The sequence below is a fragment of the Pectobacterium sp. F1-1 genome, assembly GCF_025643735.1.
In the GTDB taxonomy this organism is placed as follows: Bacteria; Pseudomonadota; Gammaproteobacteria; order Enterobacterales; family Enterobacteriaceae; genus Pectobacterium; species Pectobacterium colocasium.
Window position 1 is genome coordinate 784962 of record NZ_CP104733.1, and the last position, 15940, is coordinate 800901.

Below are 15940 nucleotides of genomic sequence, written 5' to 3' on the forward strand. Positions count from 1 at the left end.
CGGAGGGATACCTCACACCGTGGTCGCCCCCGGTATCTCGATCTTTAAACGACCGATATTAATCATGCGGGTGACGTAGTTCTATTTATCTGGAGCGACAGGCTCCGTGTATCTCGATTCTTAAACGATCGGCGTTCACCAATAGGTGAAATAACGATAGAGGTGGTGATTATGTTGCTGGCACAGATTTCCGATCTGCATTTTCGCAGTGAAGGGCGCAAGCTCTATGAATTTATTGATATTAACGGGGAAAATGCCAAAGTCATTAATCAGCTCAACGCACTGAGCGAGCGGCCGGACGCGGTGGTAATTAGCGGTGATATCGTCAACTGCGGCAGTCCGCAGGAGTATCAGGTGGCACAACGTGTGTTACAGATGCTGGATTACCCGATGTACGTGATTCCGGGTAATCACGATGACAAACAGCATTTCCTCAACGCGATGCGCCCGCTTTGCCCGCAATTGGGCGATGATCCTGAGAACATCCGCTATGCCGTAGATGATTTCCCGATGCGCCTGCTGTTCATCGACACCAGTCTGGCTGGGCAGGCGAAAGGCTGGCTGACGCCGTCCACGCTGGGCTGGTTAGAGCAACAATTGCAGGATCATGCCACGCGTGAAACGGCAATCTTTATGCACCATCCACCGCTTCCTTTGGGATCGGCACACATGGATCGGATCGCCTGCGAAAACGGGAGCGAGCTGCTGATGCTGATCGAACGTTTCCCACAGCTGACGCGGATCTTCTGCGGTCATACGCACCGTTTGATTATGACGCAGCATCGGCAGGCGATTATTGCCACCGTACCGGGTACTGTCCATCAGGTGCCGTATTTCTACTATGACGATACGTCGTATTACAACCTGGAGCCTGCCAGCGTGGTGATGCACCGCTATGTGCCGGTCACCGGACTGGTGAGTTACAGTCAGTCGATCGCATCGTACCCTGGACCTTACCTCTACGATCCGCGTATCAGCTGTCCGGTGGATGCGTAATGGCCGTGATTCAACTACGGAATATCAGCAAACGCTTCGAGCACACGCAGGCGTTGGCATCGCTGTCGCTGGATATCGCTGACGGCGAGTTTCTGGTGCTGGTTGGGCCGTCTGGCTGTGGAAAAAGTACGCTGCTGCGTATGCTGGCCGGACTGGAAGACGTCAGCGATGGGCAAATTCTACTGGGTGATGATGACATCACGACGTGGAGCCCAAAGCAGCGTAATTTCTCAATGATCTTCCAGAACTACGCGTTGTTTCCGCACCTGACGGTCGAGCAGAACATCACTTTTGGGATGCGGATGCGCGGTGAGCCGAAAGCGGAGTATCCACAGCGCGTGCAGCGCGTTGCCAGCCTGCTTCAGCTTGAGCCGCTACTGAAACGCAAACCGGGAAAACTGTCCGGTGGTCAGCGACAACGTGTGGCGATGGCGCGGGCGATCGTGCGCGATCCGCATTTATTTCTGATGGATGAGCCGTTGTCGAATCTGGATGCCCGCCTGCGCAGCGATGTGCGGGACGGCATTATGGATCTGCACCGACAGTTGAAAACGACCACCGTTTACGTCACGCACGATCAGATTGAGGCGATGACGATGGCCGACAGGATCGCCGTGCTCGATCGCGGCGTGCTGCAACAGGTCGGGACGCCGGAACAGCTGTATTCACACCCGGCTAATGTCTTTGTCGCCGGATTTATTGGTACGCCAGCGATGAATCTCGTGACGCTGCCCTGCACAGATGGCCGCGCCATGTTGCAGGCATTGCCCGTGGCGCTGCATGACAGTGAAGAAACGCGAGCATTGACCAGCGTGCTGCTGGGGATTCGCCCTGAGCATATTACCGAACACGCCGCGTCAGACGGCGACTTGTCATTGCCGGGAACGGTGAAGCAACGGGAGCTGTTTGGCGCGGAGTATCTGATACACGTGGATACGCCGTTGGGCAATATTCGCTACCGTCGGCCCAATCGCGATGGCGTGCCGGATCTCGGTGCATCCATTGTGCTTCATTTTTCACCGCAGGATTGTCATTGGTTTTCCGGGCAAACCGCCCGCAATTTATCCCAGGAGAAAAGAAATGCGTAAGCCCCGTATGATGGCGCTGGCGATAGCCTTGCTGATGTCTGGCCCCGCGCTGGCGAAAGAGAGTATCGATTTCATGTTTCCTGCGCCGGTTGATGGCAAGCTGACGATGGAAATGACGCGCATCATCAAGGAGTACAACCAATCGCAGGATCAGGTTGAAGTGCGTGGGATCTTCACCGGCAATTACGATACAACCAAAGTGAAAGCGGAAGCGGCCGCGAAAGCGGGCGATCCGCCAGCGCTGGTGATTATGTCGGCGAATTTCACTGCCGATCTGGTCATCAAAGATGAAATCCTGCCGATGGACGAGTTATTCAAATACGGCAATGAAAAAGCCACGCCTTTCCTGACCAAAAACTTCTGGCCTGCGCTGCATCAGAATGCGCAGGTAATGGGCGTCACTTATGCGATCCCGTTCCATAATTCGACGCCGATCCTCTATTACAACGAAGACATGCTGAAAAAGGCCGGCTTTAACGAACCGCCGAAAAACTGGGATGAAGTGGTTGCCGTCGCGAAGAAACTGACTGACCCGGCGAAAGGACAGTGGGGCATCATGATTCCGTCCACCAACGATGACTACGGCGGCTGGATACTGTCTGCGCTGACGCGTGCCAACGGCGGAGCGTATTACAATGCCGATTATCCGGGCGAAGTGTATTACAACACGGCATCAACCAAAGGCGCGCTCCAGTTCTGGCGTGATTTAGTGTACCGCGACAAAGTGATGCCCGCTGGCGTACTGAATTCCAAACAGATCAGTGCCGCGTTTTTCTCCGGCAAGCTGGGTATGACGATGCTGAGCACCGGTGCGCTGGGCTTTATGCGGGAAAACACCAAAGATTTCCAGCTTGGCGTAGCGATGATGCCGGAAAAAGAGCGCCGCGGCGTCACCATCGGCGGGGCGAGTCTGGTGAGCTTTAAAGGAATTTCCGAAGCACAGAAGAAAGCGGCCTGGCAATTCATGAGCTACCTAGTCAGCCCAGAAGTCAGCGGCAACTGGAGCCGTTTTACTGGCTACTTTGCACCGCGCATAGCGGCCTACGATCTGCCGGAAATGAAGGATTATCTGGCGAAGGATCCGCGTGCGGCCATTGCGCTTTCACAACTGCAATATGCCCATCCGTGGTACGCCACCTATGAAACGGTCGCGGTGCGTAAAGCGATGGAAAATCAGCTGGCGGCGTTGCTAAACGATCCGGCGAAAAAGGTTGATGACGCTGCTGCCGCTGCGCAAAAAGAGGCGGATGGCATCATGAAGCCTTACGTGGATAAAACAGCGTTGCGAGACGTGAAATAAGGATGTCCGCCCCGTTGATACTGGCGCAACGGGGCGGGAAAAGGCTAGTTGCCAGCGGTGTCTACCACTGGGGAAAGTGCAATCAGAATGGCGGTTTCCGGCGTCAGAATGGGAAGGGCAAGTCCAGCCTGCATCAGCCAGTCGCCAGAAACCACGATCGGCTGACGTAACCAGGGGGGAAGCTCACGCATAGCGCCGCCGCCTTCGCGCACTGTTTTGATTTCCGGGCCATCCAACAGCGTGACTGCATAACGCGCGTCGGGCTGTAGACCGGGGAAGCGCAGCGTACCCGCCAGCGAATACTCCGGCATACGCAACTGGGCTACCTGAAAAACCGCGTGCTGCCGATCGTGGCTGACCACGCCGGTGACCTGCGTGGTCTCGTCCGGCATGTCGACTCGCCAGGTGGTGCCGCGGTGCAGCAGTGGGCGCAGCGTTTTATGCAACTGGATGTAGTGGCGATAGCCTTCCAGTTCGTCGTTATCGGCCTTCACGGGATCCAGCTCGATGCCCATATGGCCGAACAACGCGGTCAGCCCGCGAAAGGCGAGGGTATGACGCCGATACGTGGCGTGGCAGCGAGCGTGCCCGATGTGTTGCCCCATCACCTCCGGCGGGAAGAAGTAGCTCATACCGCGCTGGATAGTCTGGCGCTCCAGCGCGTCGTTGTTATCTGACACCCAGAAACGCTGGGTGCGCTCCAGCACGCCGTAGTCGATGCGACCGCCGCCGGAGGCGCAGGATTCAAATTCGACATGGGGAAAACGCTGGCGCAAGGTATCGAGCAGACGGTAGAACTGATGGGTTTGCGCATCGGCGGCCAGACGGCCTTCGTGGGCGGGTTGCACCAGCTCGCGGTTCATATCCCATTTCACATAATCGATTGGGTGCTCACCCAACAACCAGCTCAGTCGCTCCAGCAGGTAAGCGAAGGCGTCGGGCTGGTTTAAATTCAGCACGTACTGGTAGCGACCCGTTGGCTGCGCGTAGCCGGGCAATTGCAGCACCCAGTCGGGGTGGGCGCGAAATAGATCGGAATCGGGGTTAATCATCTCCGGTTCGACCCAGATGCCGAATTCCATTCCCAGCGCTTTGACATGCTCAATGACGGGCATCAGCCCGTTCGGGTATTTTTCCTCGTCCAGATACCAGTCGCCGAGCGCGGCTCGGTCATGATGACGACCACGGAACCAGCCGTCGTCGATAATGAAGCGCTCTACGCCGACGTCGGCGGCTTTGCTCGCCATTCGCATGATGTATTCTGGATCGTGATCGAAATAGATCCCTTCCCAGGTATTGAGGTGCACCGGACGTGGCTTATCACCGCAGAATTGGATCAGGGACTGACGCAGGAAGGCGTGATAACGCTGGCTCATGCCGTTCAAACCCGCATCGGAGAAGGCGGCGTAGACCCACGGCGTGGTGAGGGATTCTGACTGCGCCAGCGTGATTTCGCCCGGCAGATACAGGGCTTCCGCCTGCACGACGCGGCGTCCGTCCGTTTTGATATCGGCACGCAGGCGGTGGTTGCCGCTCCAGCCTAAATGCACGCCCCAGACGGTGCCATGCTGCTCGTTGAATGCGGATTCGCCAAGGATAAAAGCGGGAAAATACTCGTGTGAGCTTCTTCCGCGACGGCTTTCCTGAATAAAACCGCCGTGCTGCAATGTGAGGCGGTGAGTCTGAAACTCACGCAGCCAGCGGCCGTGAAACGCCATGACATCGCTTGCCCGTTCCGGAATGGGCAGCGTGACGGCGAGGCGCTGTACTTGCCAGACGTTATCGTGCAGGTTCTGCAACGTGTGGCGCAGTTGAAGGACATCGGTCTGCGGATCCAGACGCAGCTCGCTGGTCAGGCGCAGCCCAGCCTGCGCATCCTCCGCCGTGATGATGAGCGTATTGTCCTGAACGTCTGCCTGCGTTGTCGTGAAGATCGGCGCGGCGTCATAGCCCGAGCGATGCCCCTCAATACCCGGTGAACCGAACTGACCACGTCCGTATTCCATCGCCAGCGTCAGAGGAAGATCCACATCCAGACGACCGTTAGCGATGGGGCGTTGCAGAGAAACGATATCCTCTGGAGAGAAGCCGCGCAGCCGTGGCCCCCAGTAGAGAATTTCCGCCGCCGGAGCATAGCGAACGATGACATCGCACTGCGCGCTGGTTAATTGAACAATATCACGCACCATAATGAAGGCTCCCAATTACGACCTGATTAGTGCCTGTAAGTGAAATCTTAAACGTTTAAGTCATCAACTTAAACGTTTAAGAAATGTGATTTTGTTAAAATAATCGTTACGAAAGAGAGAACTGCTGCGATGAAGATGTGAAAGATGTCTTGCTGGCGGCGGGTGCCAACCAACCCACCGATAGCACGGTGAAAGGCGACAGAGGGTGGAATAGATTAAGCGGGAAAGCTTGTCTTACCCAGACGTAACGTCGGCTGCCATAACACCTGCAAATTTTCTACGGCTTCGCCTGCGATAAGCGCCTGCGTCATGCTGGCAATCTGTTCACCAACCTGCTCGCGCGTGGCCTGCTGTATGGCGGTCACGTTGAGGTCGGTCAGGCTGTCCTGCGGCAGGCCATCGTACATCACGAGAGCGATGGGGTGAGAACCGGAAAGACGACCTGCCTGCTGCAATGCGGCGACAGCACCGTCACCGTGGACGTTGCCATCGATCACCAGCGCGGTGGGCGGTTCAGGCAACGCCAGAAGGTCGATCATGGCCTGATATCCCGCGCGGCGCGTGGGGCTGACACAACGCAGATAGGTTTCGTGAAACGGCAGGCCGTGGTGTTGCAGCGCATCGCGATAGCCCTGACGACGCTGCATGATGAATGCCTGCGGATGATCTTCACTTAACATAGCGATACGGCGATGGCCGAGCGCGATCAGGTGTTCGGTCGCCAGCGCCATGCCCGCACGGTTGTCAAAGTCGAACCAGGCGTAGGGGTGGGGGAGCTGGCTGCGCCCCAGCGCCAGAAAAGGCGCGTTGTGGCGTTGCAGTAACGCCAGTCGCGCGTCCTGTTCACACGTATGCGCTACAATCAGCGCATCAATACGGTGGCTGGCGATCAGCCGGGCGGCGCCCTGGCAGGCGTCTTGCTCATCTGCCAGCAGGAGAAAATCGACCTCGTGCCGTGCCAGTTTGTGGCTGATCGCGCCAATCATCTCAAAAAAGATGTCGTTACTCAGGGAAGCCGCGTAGGGATAGACCAGTCCGACGGCGTTGCTTTTACCCATTTTCAGGCGACGCGCGTGGGTATTGGGTCGATAGCCGATGCGCTCTGCTTCTTCCTGAATACGCTGGCGCGTGGCGTCGGAGATATCCCGATGACCGTTCAGCGCACGGCTCACCGCTGCCACGGACAAGCCCAGATTATTCGCGATTGTTTTTAACGACATCACCTTCTCCTGACGTGCATGCTCAGCGACGGGGCGGCTAGCGGGAACACCAAATTATAGCAACCACCCTTTGGCTTTGGCGTCTTCCAGATGCTGCTTCAGGTAGTGCCACAGCTCTGGGTTGATCGCGGCGATGAATTCGGCGCGCTCAAGAACCTGTTCCAGGCGGATGCCGTTTTCTACCCAGCTTTGCCCGCCGTTGTACAGATTCATCAGCATCGGCATAATGCGATCGAGCATCATGGCGAACTGGGCGCTAGGGGTTTCATTGGCTTCATACTCTTCCCACAAATCATGGAATCGTTGACGCTGCGGCTCCGGCAGTAAGCCAAAGATGCGGGCGGCGGCGGCGACTTCCTGATCGTGAATCGCCAGGCGTGCGGAAAGATCGTAAACGATCACATCACCCGCATCGATTTCGACGATGTCGTGAATCAACGCCATTTGGATCACGCGTTGGATGTCTACGTCTTCACCTGCATAAGGCGCCAGCGCCATCGTGGCGACGGCAAAATGCCAGCTGTGCTCGGCAGAATCTTCGTGACGTTCGCTGCCGATAATCTTGGTGCGGCGCTGCACGTTTTTTAATTTATCGATTTCTATCAGAAAGCCGAACACGTCGGTCATGGAGCCGAAATTCAGCGTGGATAGGGAAGATGACATGAAACGCTTACCTCTTGCAGTGAAAACGATATGTAGTGAAAACCAAAACGATATGTAGTGAAAACCAAAACGATATGTGGTGAAAACGACAAGAAGGTGCTGTGAGTGTCAGAACCGGATGACCGTGAATGCGAATAACCGGTAAAAACGGTAGAGCCCTTCAAAAAACAGGGAGATATCGAGGCCGATCATTGTAGGGGATGTTGCCCGAGATTGACATGCATGATTACACGTTAAGTCAGAGAGAAAGTGGGGCGATAATTATTTTAGCTTACACGTGTACACTGAAACTATTCTCAGTTACTCTGCTCAAAGGTTAAACACCTACGCCTGCGTCCCCGGCATGAAATCGTGGGGGGTAAAGCGGATAACGTCAGCGCATGGCGTTGTGAAGTGTGTGATGTTGTGAAATATGTACTGTTGCCGAATACAGCGGAATCTATTGATGTCAAAAAATGCACAGATGCCGGATTACTCTCTGGCAGAGGAAATTGCGAATAGCATAAGCCACGGAATCGGTGTGATTTTCGGGATTGTCGGTCTGATTTTATTGCTGGTTCAGGCGGTCAACAATGATGCCAGCAGCGTGGCAATTACCAGCTACAGCCTCTATGGTGGCAGCATTATCCTGCTGTTTTTGGCGTCGACGCTGTATCACGCAATTCCGTCTCAGCGTATTAAGCCGTGGCTGAAAAAGTTTGACCACTGTGCCATCTACCTGTTGATTGCCGGAACCTATACGCCATTTTTGTTGGTGGGGCTGGATTCACCGCTGGCACATGGTCTGATGGTCGTTATCTGGGGAATGGCGCTGCTGGGCGTGATTTTCAAACTGGCGTTTGCCCACCGTTTCGAAGTGCTGTCGTTGATTACCTATCTGGTGATGGGTTGGCTGTCGCTGGTGGTGATTTATCAGATGGTGATGAAGCTGGCCGCAGGGAGTGTGACGCTGCTGGCGGTGGGCGGCGTGGTGTACACGCTAGGGGTGATTTTCTACGCCTGCAAGCGTATTCCCTATAATCACGCGATTTGGCACGGGTTCGTGTTAGGCGGCAGCGTCTGCCACTTTCTGGCGATTTATCTTTATATTTAAGTCTACATAAAGCGCATGAACCAACCTGGCTCATGCGCAGTACCGCCCGTCGGATTAATCCGTTATTTCATACGGCAGCGGCTGAATCGTGAGCTGGCTGTCGGCATCTTCGCGTACGCGCAGAACATTCTCCGCGGTGAGATCGTTATTCAACACGGCCTGTACCCACACCTCACCGTTCTGCAATTGGCTGGCTGCCAACACCGTACCGGTACGGCGCCAGTTCTCGCCAAGCTGCAATTCGAGATCGTCCCCTGATTGCGGCACCTGTTTGGCTTTACCCGCCAGCCAGTAAAGCGCACGCTTGTTCGCCCCACGGTATTTTGCACGGGCGACCATTTCCTGACCGGTATAGCACCCTTTGCTGAAGCTAATCCCATTTAATGCCTGTAAATTAGTCGCTTGCGGGATGAACTGCGCACTGTTTGCGCTGTCAATGATGGGCTGACCTGCTTCGATATCCAGCGTCAGCCACTGGCGGCTGTCATTCAGACTGACGTTATCGCCGAGCAGCTCAAGCAGCGACGCGCTTTGCTCAGGAGACAGCACCAGCAGGAAACGTTCTGCGGGATGGGCAAAATGCAGTAAGGTTGCCCCGTCGTGCTGCACGACAGGGTGCTCGGCGTCTGGCAATGAGTTAAAGGCAGGGGCCAGCAGCTCGCGGATGCCTGTACCTGCTGCGCCCAGCAGTACGATATTGTCGTCTGGTGCAATCGTTGTTTTCGAGAAAACGGCGTATTTTTTCAGCTCGCTAAGCTGGGCGTCGCGTAGGTTACGACGCTCAATGAAAGCAAAGCCTTCGCCGTGATGGAACAGGCGCAGATTGCTCCACATTTTCCCTTTCGCATCGCAGTGCGCGCAAAGGACATGCCGATCGTCAGCAAGCGCGCTGACATCAGCGGTGACCTGCCCCTGAAGGTATTTGACGGTATCCGGCCCAACCAGCGTGGCCAGTGCCCAGTCATCCAGCGAGATGAGTGTGGCGGCCAGTTGGGTGGAAGCCAATGGAGGTTGTGAGGCAAAAGGAAGTTGATGAGCCGTATGTTGGTTAACCATATAGTACAATCCTGCGCTAAGGGCGATACACGAATGGCTTAATGGTAAAAGAGCGCTCAGGGTTTGCAAGGGGTTATTCACGCAGCGTTCTTGCATAGCACATCCTGATACCGATCGGCGTTCTCGGCGCGGCGCACATCGGTAAACTATGTCAAAATGTTACTATTAGTTGATACCCGCTACCGGAATCGGAGTACACTAGCGGCACGTTGCGATAACAAGGTGGACATGAAACATGGAAATCGATAATAAATCACGCATTCATTGGGCATGCCGCCGTGGTATGCGCGAACTGGATATCGCGATCATGCCGTTTTTTGAGCATGACTATGACACACTCAGTGACAGCGATAAGCGCACGTTTGTACGCCTGTTACAAAGCGACGATCCCGATTTATTCAACTGGCTGATGAACCACGGCGAGCCGAAAGACGGAGAGCTGAAACGCATGATTTCTCTTATTCAGACGCGAAATAAAGATCGTGGCCCAGTGGCAATGTGATCTTCGCGTTTCCTGGCGCATGCAACTGTTGTCATTGGTTGTACATGGCCTCTTGGTATTGCTCATTCTTCTGGCGCCGTGGCCGGACGGCTATGCATGGCTGTGGCTGTGCCTGGTCACGATGGTGATGTTCGGTTTTATCCGTAGCCAAAGGAATATTAAATCCCGACAGGGGGAAATCGTTCTGCTTAGCGAAACGACCCTGAACTGGCGGCAGCAGGAGTGGCAGATCGTTAAACGACCGTGGTTGCTGAAAAATGGCGTGTTGCTGTCATTGCAGGCCGTTAACGGTAAAGACAGACAACAGCTTTGGCTGGCATCGGACAGCATGGGCGATGACGAGTGGCGTCACCTGCGTCAGCTTCTTTTGCAGCAGAAAAACTGGGCGAGATAGCGGTGCGTTGGAAAGGTTCTTATTCGGTCACTGTGTGACCGTGCTTTAAAATTGATTGGATATACTGATGACTAAGCCCGCAGTGCAAAAAAATGGTCTGCATCCTCGTAATCGCCATCGCGATCGTTATGATTTTCCCGCGCTCAAACAGAGCTATCCTGCGCTGACGCCGTTTGTCACGGTAAATGCCTATGGCGATGAGTCCGTCGACTTCGCCAATCCCGAGGCGGTGAAAGCGCTGAATCAGGCGTTGTTGCAACACTTTTATCAGATTGAACACTGGACGATTCCAGACGGTTTTCTGTGTCCGCCGATTCCCGGCCGTGCCGATTACATTCACCATCTGGCTGACTTGCTGGCGGAAGATAACCGCTCGGTGGTGCCACGCGAGGCTTCCGTGCTGGATGTCGGCTGCGGCGCTAACTGCATTTATCCGCTGATTGGGCATCGCGAATATGGCTGGCGCTTTACTGGCAGCGAAATTAATCCGCTCGCAATGAAAGCGGCCAATCAGACGATTGAGGCGAATCCCGGCTTGAATCGGTCGATTCGCCTGCGTCGTCAGAAAAGCAGCAAAGCGATACTTGCTGGTATCATTCACAAGAACGACACGTTTGATGCGGTCATGTGTAATCCACCGTTCCATGCGTCTGCTGAGGATGCGCGTCAGGGATCGCAGCGCAAACTGCATAATCTGGGGCTGGATAAGCGCTCACCGCTGAATTTCGGCGGTCAGCAGGATGAACTGTGGTGTGAAGGCGGCGAGTCGGCGTTTATTGGTCAGATGATCAAAGAGAGCGCCGGTTTTGCCCGTCAGTGCCTGTGGTTTACGTCGCTGGTGTCGCGCAAAGAGAACCTGCCAGAGATTTATCGCGCGCTGGAAGCGGTTGATGCGGAAAAGGTCAGAACCATCGATATGGCGCAAGGCCAGAAGCAAAGCCGCTTTGTGGCGTGGAGTTTCCTTGATACGGCCGCGCGTACCCGTTGGTTACAAAAGCGCTAAGCGACTTCCACCTCTACGGATATCAATATTCGCGGATGCCGGTCACAACGGTATCCGCGAACGTTTTACTCAACGGTAACCGTATCCGGTTCCTGTTTGACCACCTTCAACGACGTACCCTGAATCGCCATAAACACCGCAGCCCGTCGCGTGCGCAATTCGCTGTGCGGTTTCATCAAACCTTGAGAAATCGATAGCGTAATATTGCGGTACATCGCATTTTCCGCCCAGATTTCTGGCGTATTCCTGCGTGCCTGTTTGAGCACAACCGGCAAGCCACAACCCTGCGACCGCAATGAGTAACATTTTCATCGTGCTTACCTTTGTTGAGTCGTACCGTTTACAGTAAGGACGCCATTTCTTGCAGGATCTGTTCGCACCACTGTTCCAGCCGTTCATCGCTGAGATCGTATTGGTTCACTTCGTCCAGCGCCAGCCCGACAAAGTGTTTGCCGTCAGCAGCCAGCGGTTTTGGACTGATGAAATCATAGCCTTCTGTCGGCCAGTACCCAATAAATGTGACACCCAGCGGCAGCAGTTGGTCATGCAGCATGCCCAGCGCATCCAAGGGAACCATTCGCTATAGCCAAGCTGGTCGCCCATACCGTAGAGCGCCACGACTTTTCCTTTGAGGTTTAGCGCCGCTAATTGACCCCAGATATTCTCCCAGTCTTCCTGAATCTCTCCGAAATCCCAGGTGGGGATGCCGAGAATCAGCGTACTGTAATCTTCCATACGTTGAGGGTCGACATCTTTAATGTTGTGCAGATCCACCAGTTCTTCGCCCAAAATGTCGCGAATTTTTTCCGCCGCCATTTCGGTGTAGCAGGTGCTTGAGCCGTAAAACAGACCGATTTTCATAGTGAGTGCTTATAAATAATTTTTATCAGTAAGGGCAAGTTCGCCTCAGACCGCAGAGATAACGTGGCGGGCGAATGATGCCGCAGGATGTCGGTATTCTAAAAGGAGAACAGCAGTAAAGAAAGGTGCGGTGAGGGCCGTGGCCCTCACTGAAGGGACATTTATCCCAGAGACTGGTGACGTGTTTCTCTTGTCGCCAGCAGCGCAATCAGCGTCAGTGACGCCATGGCTGCCAGATAAACGCCCACGTAGAACAGGCCGTAGTTAGCCGTCAGCCACGCTGCGATATACGGTGCGACCGATGCACCCAGAATTGACGAAACGTTATAGGAGAATGACGCGCCGGTGTAGCGTACTTCCGTCGGGAACAGCTCCGGCAGCAAGGCGCCCATTGGGCCGAACGTCAGCCCCATGATGCTCAGACCCAGCACCAGGAAGCCCATCACCAGTGCCTGATTGCCTGAACCAAGCATATAAGGGAACAGCATCGCGAAGACGATCATGAGGCAGGTAATCGTAATCATGGTCTTGCGGCGGCCAAAAGCATCCGCCAGATAGCCTGCGACCGGCACCATCAGACCAAAGCCAATCACCGCGATCATCAGCATCAACAGGAAGCTGTTACGCGAGAAGCCAAGCCCCTTAGGTTCTGGCGTTGTTCCGTACGTCATGGAATAAACGGTCATGATGTAGAACAGCGTGTAGGTCGCCAGCATGATGAAGGTGCCGAGGATAGTGACTTTCATATGCTTGCTAAGCAGCGTTCCCAGCGGCATACGCACTTGTTTGCCGGCTTTGACCGCTTTGGTAAAGACCGGAGCTTCATGCAGAGAGATACGGACATACAGGCCAACCAGCACCAGCGCGGCGGACGCGACGAACGGCACGCGCCAGCCCGAGGTCATGAACTGCTCTTCCGTCAGCAGCCAGGACAACAGCAGGAAGGTGCCGTTCGCGAAGAAGAAGCCAATCGGTGCGCCAAGCTGAGGGAACGACCCATACAGCGCACGTTTATGGGACGGGGCATTTTCGGTCGCCAGCAGCGCCGCGCCGCCCCACTCACCGCCCAGACCCAGCCCCTGACCGAAGCGCGCCAGTGCCAGCAGAATCGGTGCAAAAATCCCAATGGTTTCGTAGGTCGGTAACAGCCCGATCAGAACGGTTGAAATCCCCATGGTCAGCAGCGAAGCGACTAGCGTAACTTTACGTCCGACGCGGTCGCCGAAGTGACCGAATACTGCCGAACCGATAGGGCGGGCGACAAAGGCAATCGCAAAGGTCGCTAGCGACTGTAGCGTCGCGGCCGTCGGGTCGCCCTGTGGGAAGAAAATGTGCGGGAAAACCAACACTGCAGCAGTGGCATAGATATAAAAATCGAAAAATTCGATAGCGGTGCCAATGAGTGACGCAACAATCACTTTGTTGCGTGAGTTTACGGGTGGTGCTTCCGCTTCGGCATCGAGAGTGGGAGTGACGGTGGCTTGCATAATGTTTCTTTATTTTAACAACACGAACAGCCATTCTACGCACAGAAAAATCGGCTTTTCAACGTTGATTGAGTAAGGTCAATGCCAGTCGGCACGCTGCTTCAAGGAGCCTGTTCCGATATATTATCGATACATAAAATATAATGTGCCACAGCCTTATTTTTGCCGGAGAATGTTATGGCGATGTTGAGGTTCACGGAATATGTGAGATCGCACACAATTCTGTTTGCGTGAGAATACGGTCTTGATGAGGATGTAAAGTCGTCGCTTCATCGGCATACTATTGCCAATCAATAAAGGGGTGCCAATCAGTAAAGAGGGACACGGCGATGCAAGAACACGATCAGGCACTTATCGAGCAGTTTCTCGATGCGCTGTGGCTGGAAAGAAATCTGGCCGAGAATACGCTAGCGTCTTATCGGTTGGATTTGCGAACGCTCGCGGAATGGCTTGCACACCATGATAACGCTTTATTGCAGGCGCAGGCGCTCGATCTTCAGGCGTTTCTCGCCGATAGGGTTGATGGCGGTTACAAAGCGACCAGCTCGGCCCGTTTGTTGAGCGCAATGCGTCGCTTCTTCCAGTACCTTTATCGGGAAAAGCGGCGCAGCGATGACCCTAGCGCGGTGTTATCGTCCCCGAAACTGCCGCAGCGTTTACCCAAGGATTTGAGCGAGGCGCAGGTGGATGCGTTGCTCAACGCGCCAAGCATTGAACAACCGCTGGAATTACGCGATAAGGCCATGCTTGAGGTATTGTATGCGACGGGGCTGCGTGTTTCCGAACTGGTCGGTTTGACGATAAGCGATGTCAGCCTGCGGCAGGGCGTGGTGCGCGTGCTGGGGAAAGGGAATAAAGAACGGCTGGTGCCGCTCGGTGAAGAAGCGGTGTACTGGATCGAGTATTATCTGGAACATGGTCGCCCGTGGCTGCTGAATGGGCAAACGCTGGATGTGCTGTTTCCCAGCAGTCGCGCACGGCAAATGACGCGCCAGACGTTCTGGCATCGCATCAAGCATTATGCGGTACTGGCGTCCATCGACAGCGAAAAGCTCTCGCCGCACGTCTTGCGCCACGCGTTTGCGACCCATTTATTGAACCACGGCGCGGATTTACGGGTCGTACAGATGCTCTTGGGGCACAGCGATCTTTCCACGACGCAGATTTACACCCATGTGGCGACGGAGCGGCTGAAGCAGCTTCACCAGCAGCACCATCCGCGCGCCTAAGGGATAGCGTAACCAATCGAATCATTATACAGAGTAACAGGATGTTATCTGGCTGGCGGGATTTCCCGCTTACTATCACGGCGCATCGTTGTTACAAGCGATTTGCTGCGGACAATGTTGCGAAAACACAGGATTGATGAAATGAAAAAAGGGTTATTACTGCTTTCTTTACTGGTCGCGACGGCAACCAATTTTGCCCACGCCGATGATGCTGCGATCAAACAGACGTTGACGCGTCTGGATATGCAGGGGGCGGAAATCCTGCCTTCGCCGATGGCGGGTATGAAAACCGTGATTACCGACAGCGGCGTGCTGTATATCAGCGAAGACGGCAAACATTTGCTGCAAGGCCCGCTTTATGACGTGAGCGGCACCATGCCGGTCAACACCACCAATAAGATCCTGATCGGCAAGATGGATGCGCTACAGGAACAGATGATTGTGTATAAAGCCGCACAGGAAAAACACGTTATTACCGTTTTCACTGACATCACCTGCGGTTATTGCCACAAATTGCATGAGCAGATGAAAGATTACAACGCGCTGGGCATTACCGTGCGCTATCTGGCTTTCCCGCGTCAGGGTATGAAATCGCCAGCCGCGAAAGATATGCAGTCCATCTGGTGCGTGGCCGATCGCAACAAAGCGTTTGATAGCGCGATGAAGGGCGACGCGATCTCGCCAGCAACGTGTAAAACCGATATCGCCGCGCATTATCAACTGGGCATACAGTTTGGCGTGCAGGGGACTCCTGCCATCGTGCTGCAAGACGGTTTGGTTGTGCCGGGATACCAAGGGCCGAAAGAAATGCTGGCGATGCTGGAAGCACATAAAGCCTCCAAGAAAACCGGCGGTTAAT

At 54.7% G+C, this 15940-nt stretch carries 14 protein-coding genes and 2 pseudogenes; 9 read left to right on the forward strand and 7 right to left on the reverse strand.

Annotated features, from left to right (window positions below; all coding sequences use genetic code 11):
• Nucleotides 1–171: 171 nt before the first annotated feature.
• Genes NAL19_RS03475 through NAL19_RS03485 form a run of 3 tightly spaced genes read left to right on the forward strand, consistent with a single transcriptional unit; the run spans nucleotide 172 to nucleotide 3384 of the window.
• Nucleotides 172–996, forward strand: a complete 825-nt coding sequence (locus NAL19_RS03475) for a phosphodiesterase (RefSeq protein ID WP_263058762.1) — start codon at nucleotides 172–174, stop codon at nucleotides 994–996.
• Entirely contained in the window at nucleotides 996–2084 is a 1089-nt protein-coding gene (locus NAL19_RS03480; RefSeq protein WP_263058763.1) for an ABC transporter ATP-binding protein, read from the forward strand. Before NAL19_RS03475 ends, NAL19_RS03480 begins: the two co-directional genes overlap by 1 nt.
• On the forward strand, nucleotides 2077–3384 hold the full coding sequence (locus NAL19_RS03485; RefSeq protein WP_263058764.1) for an ABC transporter substrate-binding protein: 1308 nt from the start codon (nucleotides 2077–2079) through the stop codon (nucleotides 3382–3384). The genes NAL19_RS03480 and NAL19_RS03485 overlap by 8 nt, the downstream gene beginning before the upstream one ends.
• Before the next feature lie 44 nt (nucleotides 3385–3428).
• Here the strand turns inward: NAL19_RS03485 and NAL19_RS03490 are convergent, their stop codons facing one another.
• The 3 genes from NAL19_RS03490 to NAL19_RS03500 all read right to left on the reverse strand — a co-directional run bounded on the left by NAL19_RS03490 (nucleotide 3429) and on the right by NAL19_RS03500 (nucleotide 7456).
• Nucleotides 3429–5573, reverse strand: a complete 2145-nt coding sequence (locus tag NAL19_RS03490) for an alpha-galactosidase (RefSeq protein WP_263058765.1) — start codon at nucleotides 5571–5573, stop codon at nucleotides 3429–3431.
• Between the two features lie 215 nt (nucleotides 5574–5788).
• Nucleotides 5789–6793: a LacI family DNA-binding transcriptional regulator gene (locus NAL19_RS03495; RefSeq protein ID WP_263058766.1), complete on the reverse strand. Its 1005-nt coding sequence runs from the start codon at nucleotides 6791–6793 to the stop codon at nucleotides 5789–5791.
• 54 nt (nucleotides 6794–6847) lie between these two features.
• Nucleotides 6848–7456: an HD domain-containing protein gene (locus NAL19_RS03500; RefSeq protein ID WP_263058767.1), complete on the reverse strand. Its 609-nt coding sequence runs from the start codon at nucleotides 7454–7456 to the stop codon at nucleotides 6848–6850.
• A gap of 445 nt (nucleotides 7457–7901) precedes the next feature.
• On the opposite strand from NAL19_RS03500, the gene trhA reads away from it, so the two are divergent.
• On the forward strand, nucleotides 7902–8549 hold the full coding sequence (trhA, locus tag NAL19_RS03505) for a PAQR family membrane homeostasis protein TrhA (protein ID WP_225086922.1): 648 nt from the start codon (nucleotides 7902–7904) through the stop codon (nucleotides 8547–8549).
• 54 nt (nucleotides 8550–8603) lie between these two features.
• Here the strand turns inward: trhA and ygfZ are convergent, their stop codons facing one another.
• Nucleotides 8604–9605, reverse strand: a complete 1002-nt coding sequence (ygfZ, locus tag NAL19_RS03510; RefSeq protein ID WP_263058768.1) for a tRNA-modifying protein YgfZ — start codon at nucleotides 9603–9605, stop codon at nucleotides 8604–8606.
• Nucleotides 9606–9840: 235 nt separating this feature from the next.
• On the opposite strand from ygfZ, the gene sdhE reads away from it, so the two are divergent.
• The 3 genes from sdhE (at nucleotide 9841) to rlmF (ending at nucleotide 11504) form a co-directional block, all read left to right on the forward strand.
• Nucleotides 9841–10107 (forward strand): FAD assembly factor SdhE, encoded by a 267-nt coding sequence (gene sdhE / locus NAL19_RS03515; RefSeq protein ID WP_012773340.1) that lies wholly within the window; start codon nucleotides 9841–9843, stop codon nucleotides 10105–10107.
• A gap of 19 nt (nucleotides 10108–10126) precedes the next feature.
• Nucleotides 10127–10501 (forward strand): protein YgfX, encoded by a 375-nt coding sequence (locus NAL19_RS03520; protein ID WP_250160548.1) that lies wholly within the window; start codon nucleotides 10127–10129, stop codon nucleotides 10499–10501.
• Nucleotides 10502–10568: 67 nt separating this feature from the next.
• Nucleotides 10569–11504: a 23S rRNA (adenine(1618)-N(6))-methyltransferase RlmF gene (gene rlmF / locus NAL19_RS03525; RefSeq protein ID WP_263058769.1), complete on the forward strand. Its 936-nt coding sequence runs from the start codon at nucleotides 10569–10571 to the stop codon at nucleotides 11502–11504.
• Nucleotides 11505–11569: 65 nt separating this feature from the next.
• Here rlmF and NAL19_RS03530 read toward each other — a convergent pair.
• The 3 genes and pseudogenes from NAL19_RS03530 to NAL19_RS03540 all read right to left on the reverse strand — a co-directional run bounded on the left by NAL19_RS03530 (nucleotide 11570) and on the right by NAL19_RS03540 (nucleotide 13852).
• Nucleotides 11570–11816: pseudogene (locus NAL19_RS03530) on the reverse strand (hypothetical protein).
• Between the two features lie 28 nt (nucleotides 11817–11844).
• Nucleotides 11845–12365 (reverse strand): annotated as a pseudogene (fldB, locus tag NAL19_RS03535) (flavodoxin FldB).
• A 161-nt stretch (nucleotides 12366–12526) separates the two neighbouring features.
• Entirely contained in the window at nucleotides 12527–13852 is a 1326-nt protein-coding gene (locus NAL19_RS03540) for an MFS transporter (protein ID WP_263058771.1), read from the reverse strand.
• Nucleotides 13853–14181: 329 nt separating this feature from the next.
• Here NAL19_RS03540 and xerD point away from each other — a divergent pair, with 329 nt between their 5' ends.
• Nucleotides 14182–15081, forward strand: coding sequence for a site-specific tyrosine recombinase XerD (gene xerD, locus NAL19_RS03545; RefSeq protein ID WP_225086929.1), 900 nt, complete (start codon nucleotides 14182–14184; stop codon nucleotides 15079–15081).
• A 141-nt stretch (nucleotides 15082–15222) separates the two neighbouring features.
• Nucleotides 15223–15939, forward strand: a complete 717-nt coding sequence (gene dsbC, locus NAL19_RS03550; protein ID WP_263058772.1) for a bifunctional protein-disulfide isomerase/oxidoreductase DsbC — start codon at nucleotides 15223–15225, stop codon at nucleotides 15937–15939.
• The last annotated feature ends 1 nt before the right edge of the window (nucleotide 15940 follow it).

What these genes read in the sequence shown, in the direction of transcription:
- NAL19_RS03520 (WP_250160548.1), top strand. Translation starts at nt 10,127, where the DNA reads ATGCAACTGTTGTCATTGGTTGTACATGGCCTCTTGGTATTGCTCATT.
- NAL19_RS03490 (WP_263058765.1), bottom strand. Translation starts at nt 5,573, where the DNA reads ATGGTGCGTGATATTGTTCAATTAACCAGCGCGCAGTGCGATGTCATC.
- trhA (WP_225086922.1), top strand. Translation starts at nt 7,902, where the DNA reads ATGTCAAAAAATGCACAGATGCCGGATTACTCTCTGGCAGAGGAAATT.
- xerD (WP_225086929.1), top strand. Translation starts at nt 14,182, where the DNA reads ATGCAAGAACACGATCAGGCACTTATCGAGCAGTTTCTCGATGCGCTG.
- NAL19_RS03475 (WP_263058762.1), top strand. Translation starts at nt 172, where the DNA reads ATGTTGCTGGCACAGATTTCCGATCTGCATTTTCGCAGTGAAGGGCGC.
- rlmF (WP_263058769.1), top strand. Translation starts at nt 10,569, where the DNA reads ATGACTAAGCCCGCAGTGCAAAAAAATGGTCTGCATCCTCGTAATCGC.
- NAL19_RS03495 (WP_263058766.1), bottom strand. Translation starts at nt 6,793, where the DNA reads ATGTCGTTAAAAACAATCGCGAATAATCTGGGCTTGTCCGTGGCAGCG.
- dsbC (WP_263058772.1), top strand. Translation starts at nt 15,223, where the DNA reads ATGAAAAAAGGGTTATTACTGCTTTCTTTACTGGTCGCGACGGCAACC.
- NAL19_RS03540 (WP_263058771.1), bottom strand. Translation starts at nt 13,852, where the DNA reads ATGCAAGCCACCGTCACTCCCACTCTCGATGCCGAAGCGGAAGCACCA.
- NAL19_RS03500 (WP_263058767.1), bottom strand. Translation starts at nt 7,456, where the DNA reads ATGTCATCTTCCCTATCCACGCTGAATTTCGGCTCCATGACCGACGTG.
- NAL19_RS03485 (WP_263058764.1), top strand. Translation starts at nt 2,077, where the DNA reads ATGCGTAAGCCCCGTATGATGGCGCTGGCGATAGCCTTGCTGATGTCT.
- ygfZ (WP_263058768.1), bottom strand. Translation starts at nt 9,605, where the DNA reads ATGGTTAACCAACATACGGCTCATCAACTTCCTTTTGCCTCACAACCT.
- NAL19_RS03480 (WP_263058763.1), top strand. Translation starts at nt 996, where the DNA reads ATGGCCGTGATTCAACTACGGAATATCAGCAAACGCTTCGAGCACACG.
- sdhE (WP_012773340.1), top strand. Translation starts at nt 9,841, where the DNA reads ATGGAAATCGATAATAAATCACGCATTCATTGGGCATGCCGCCGTGGT.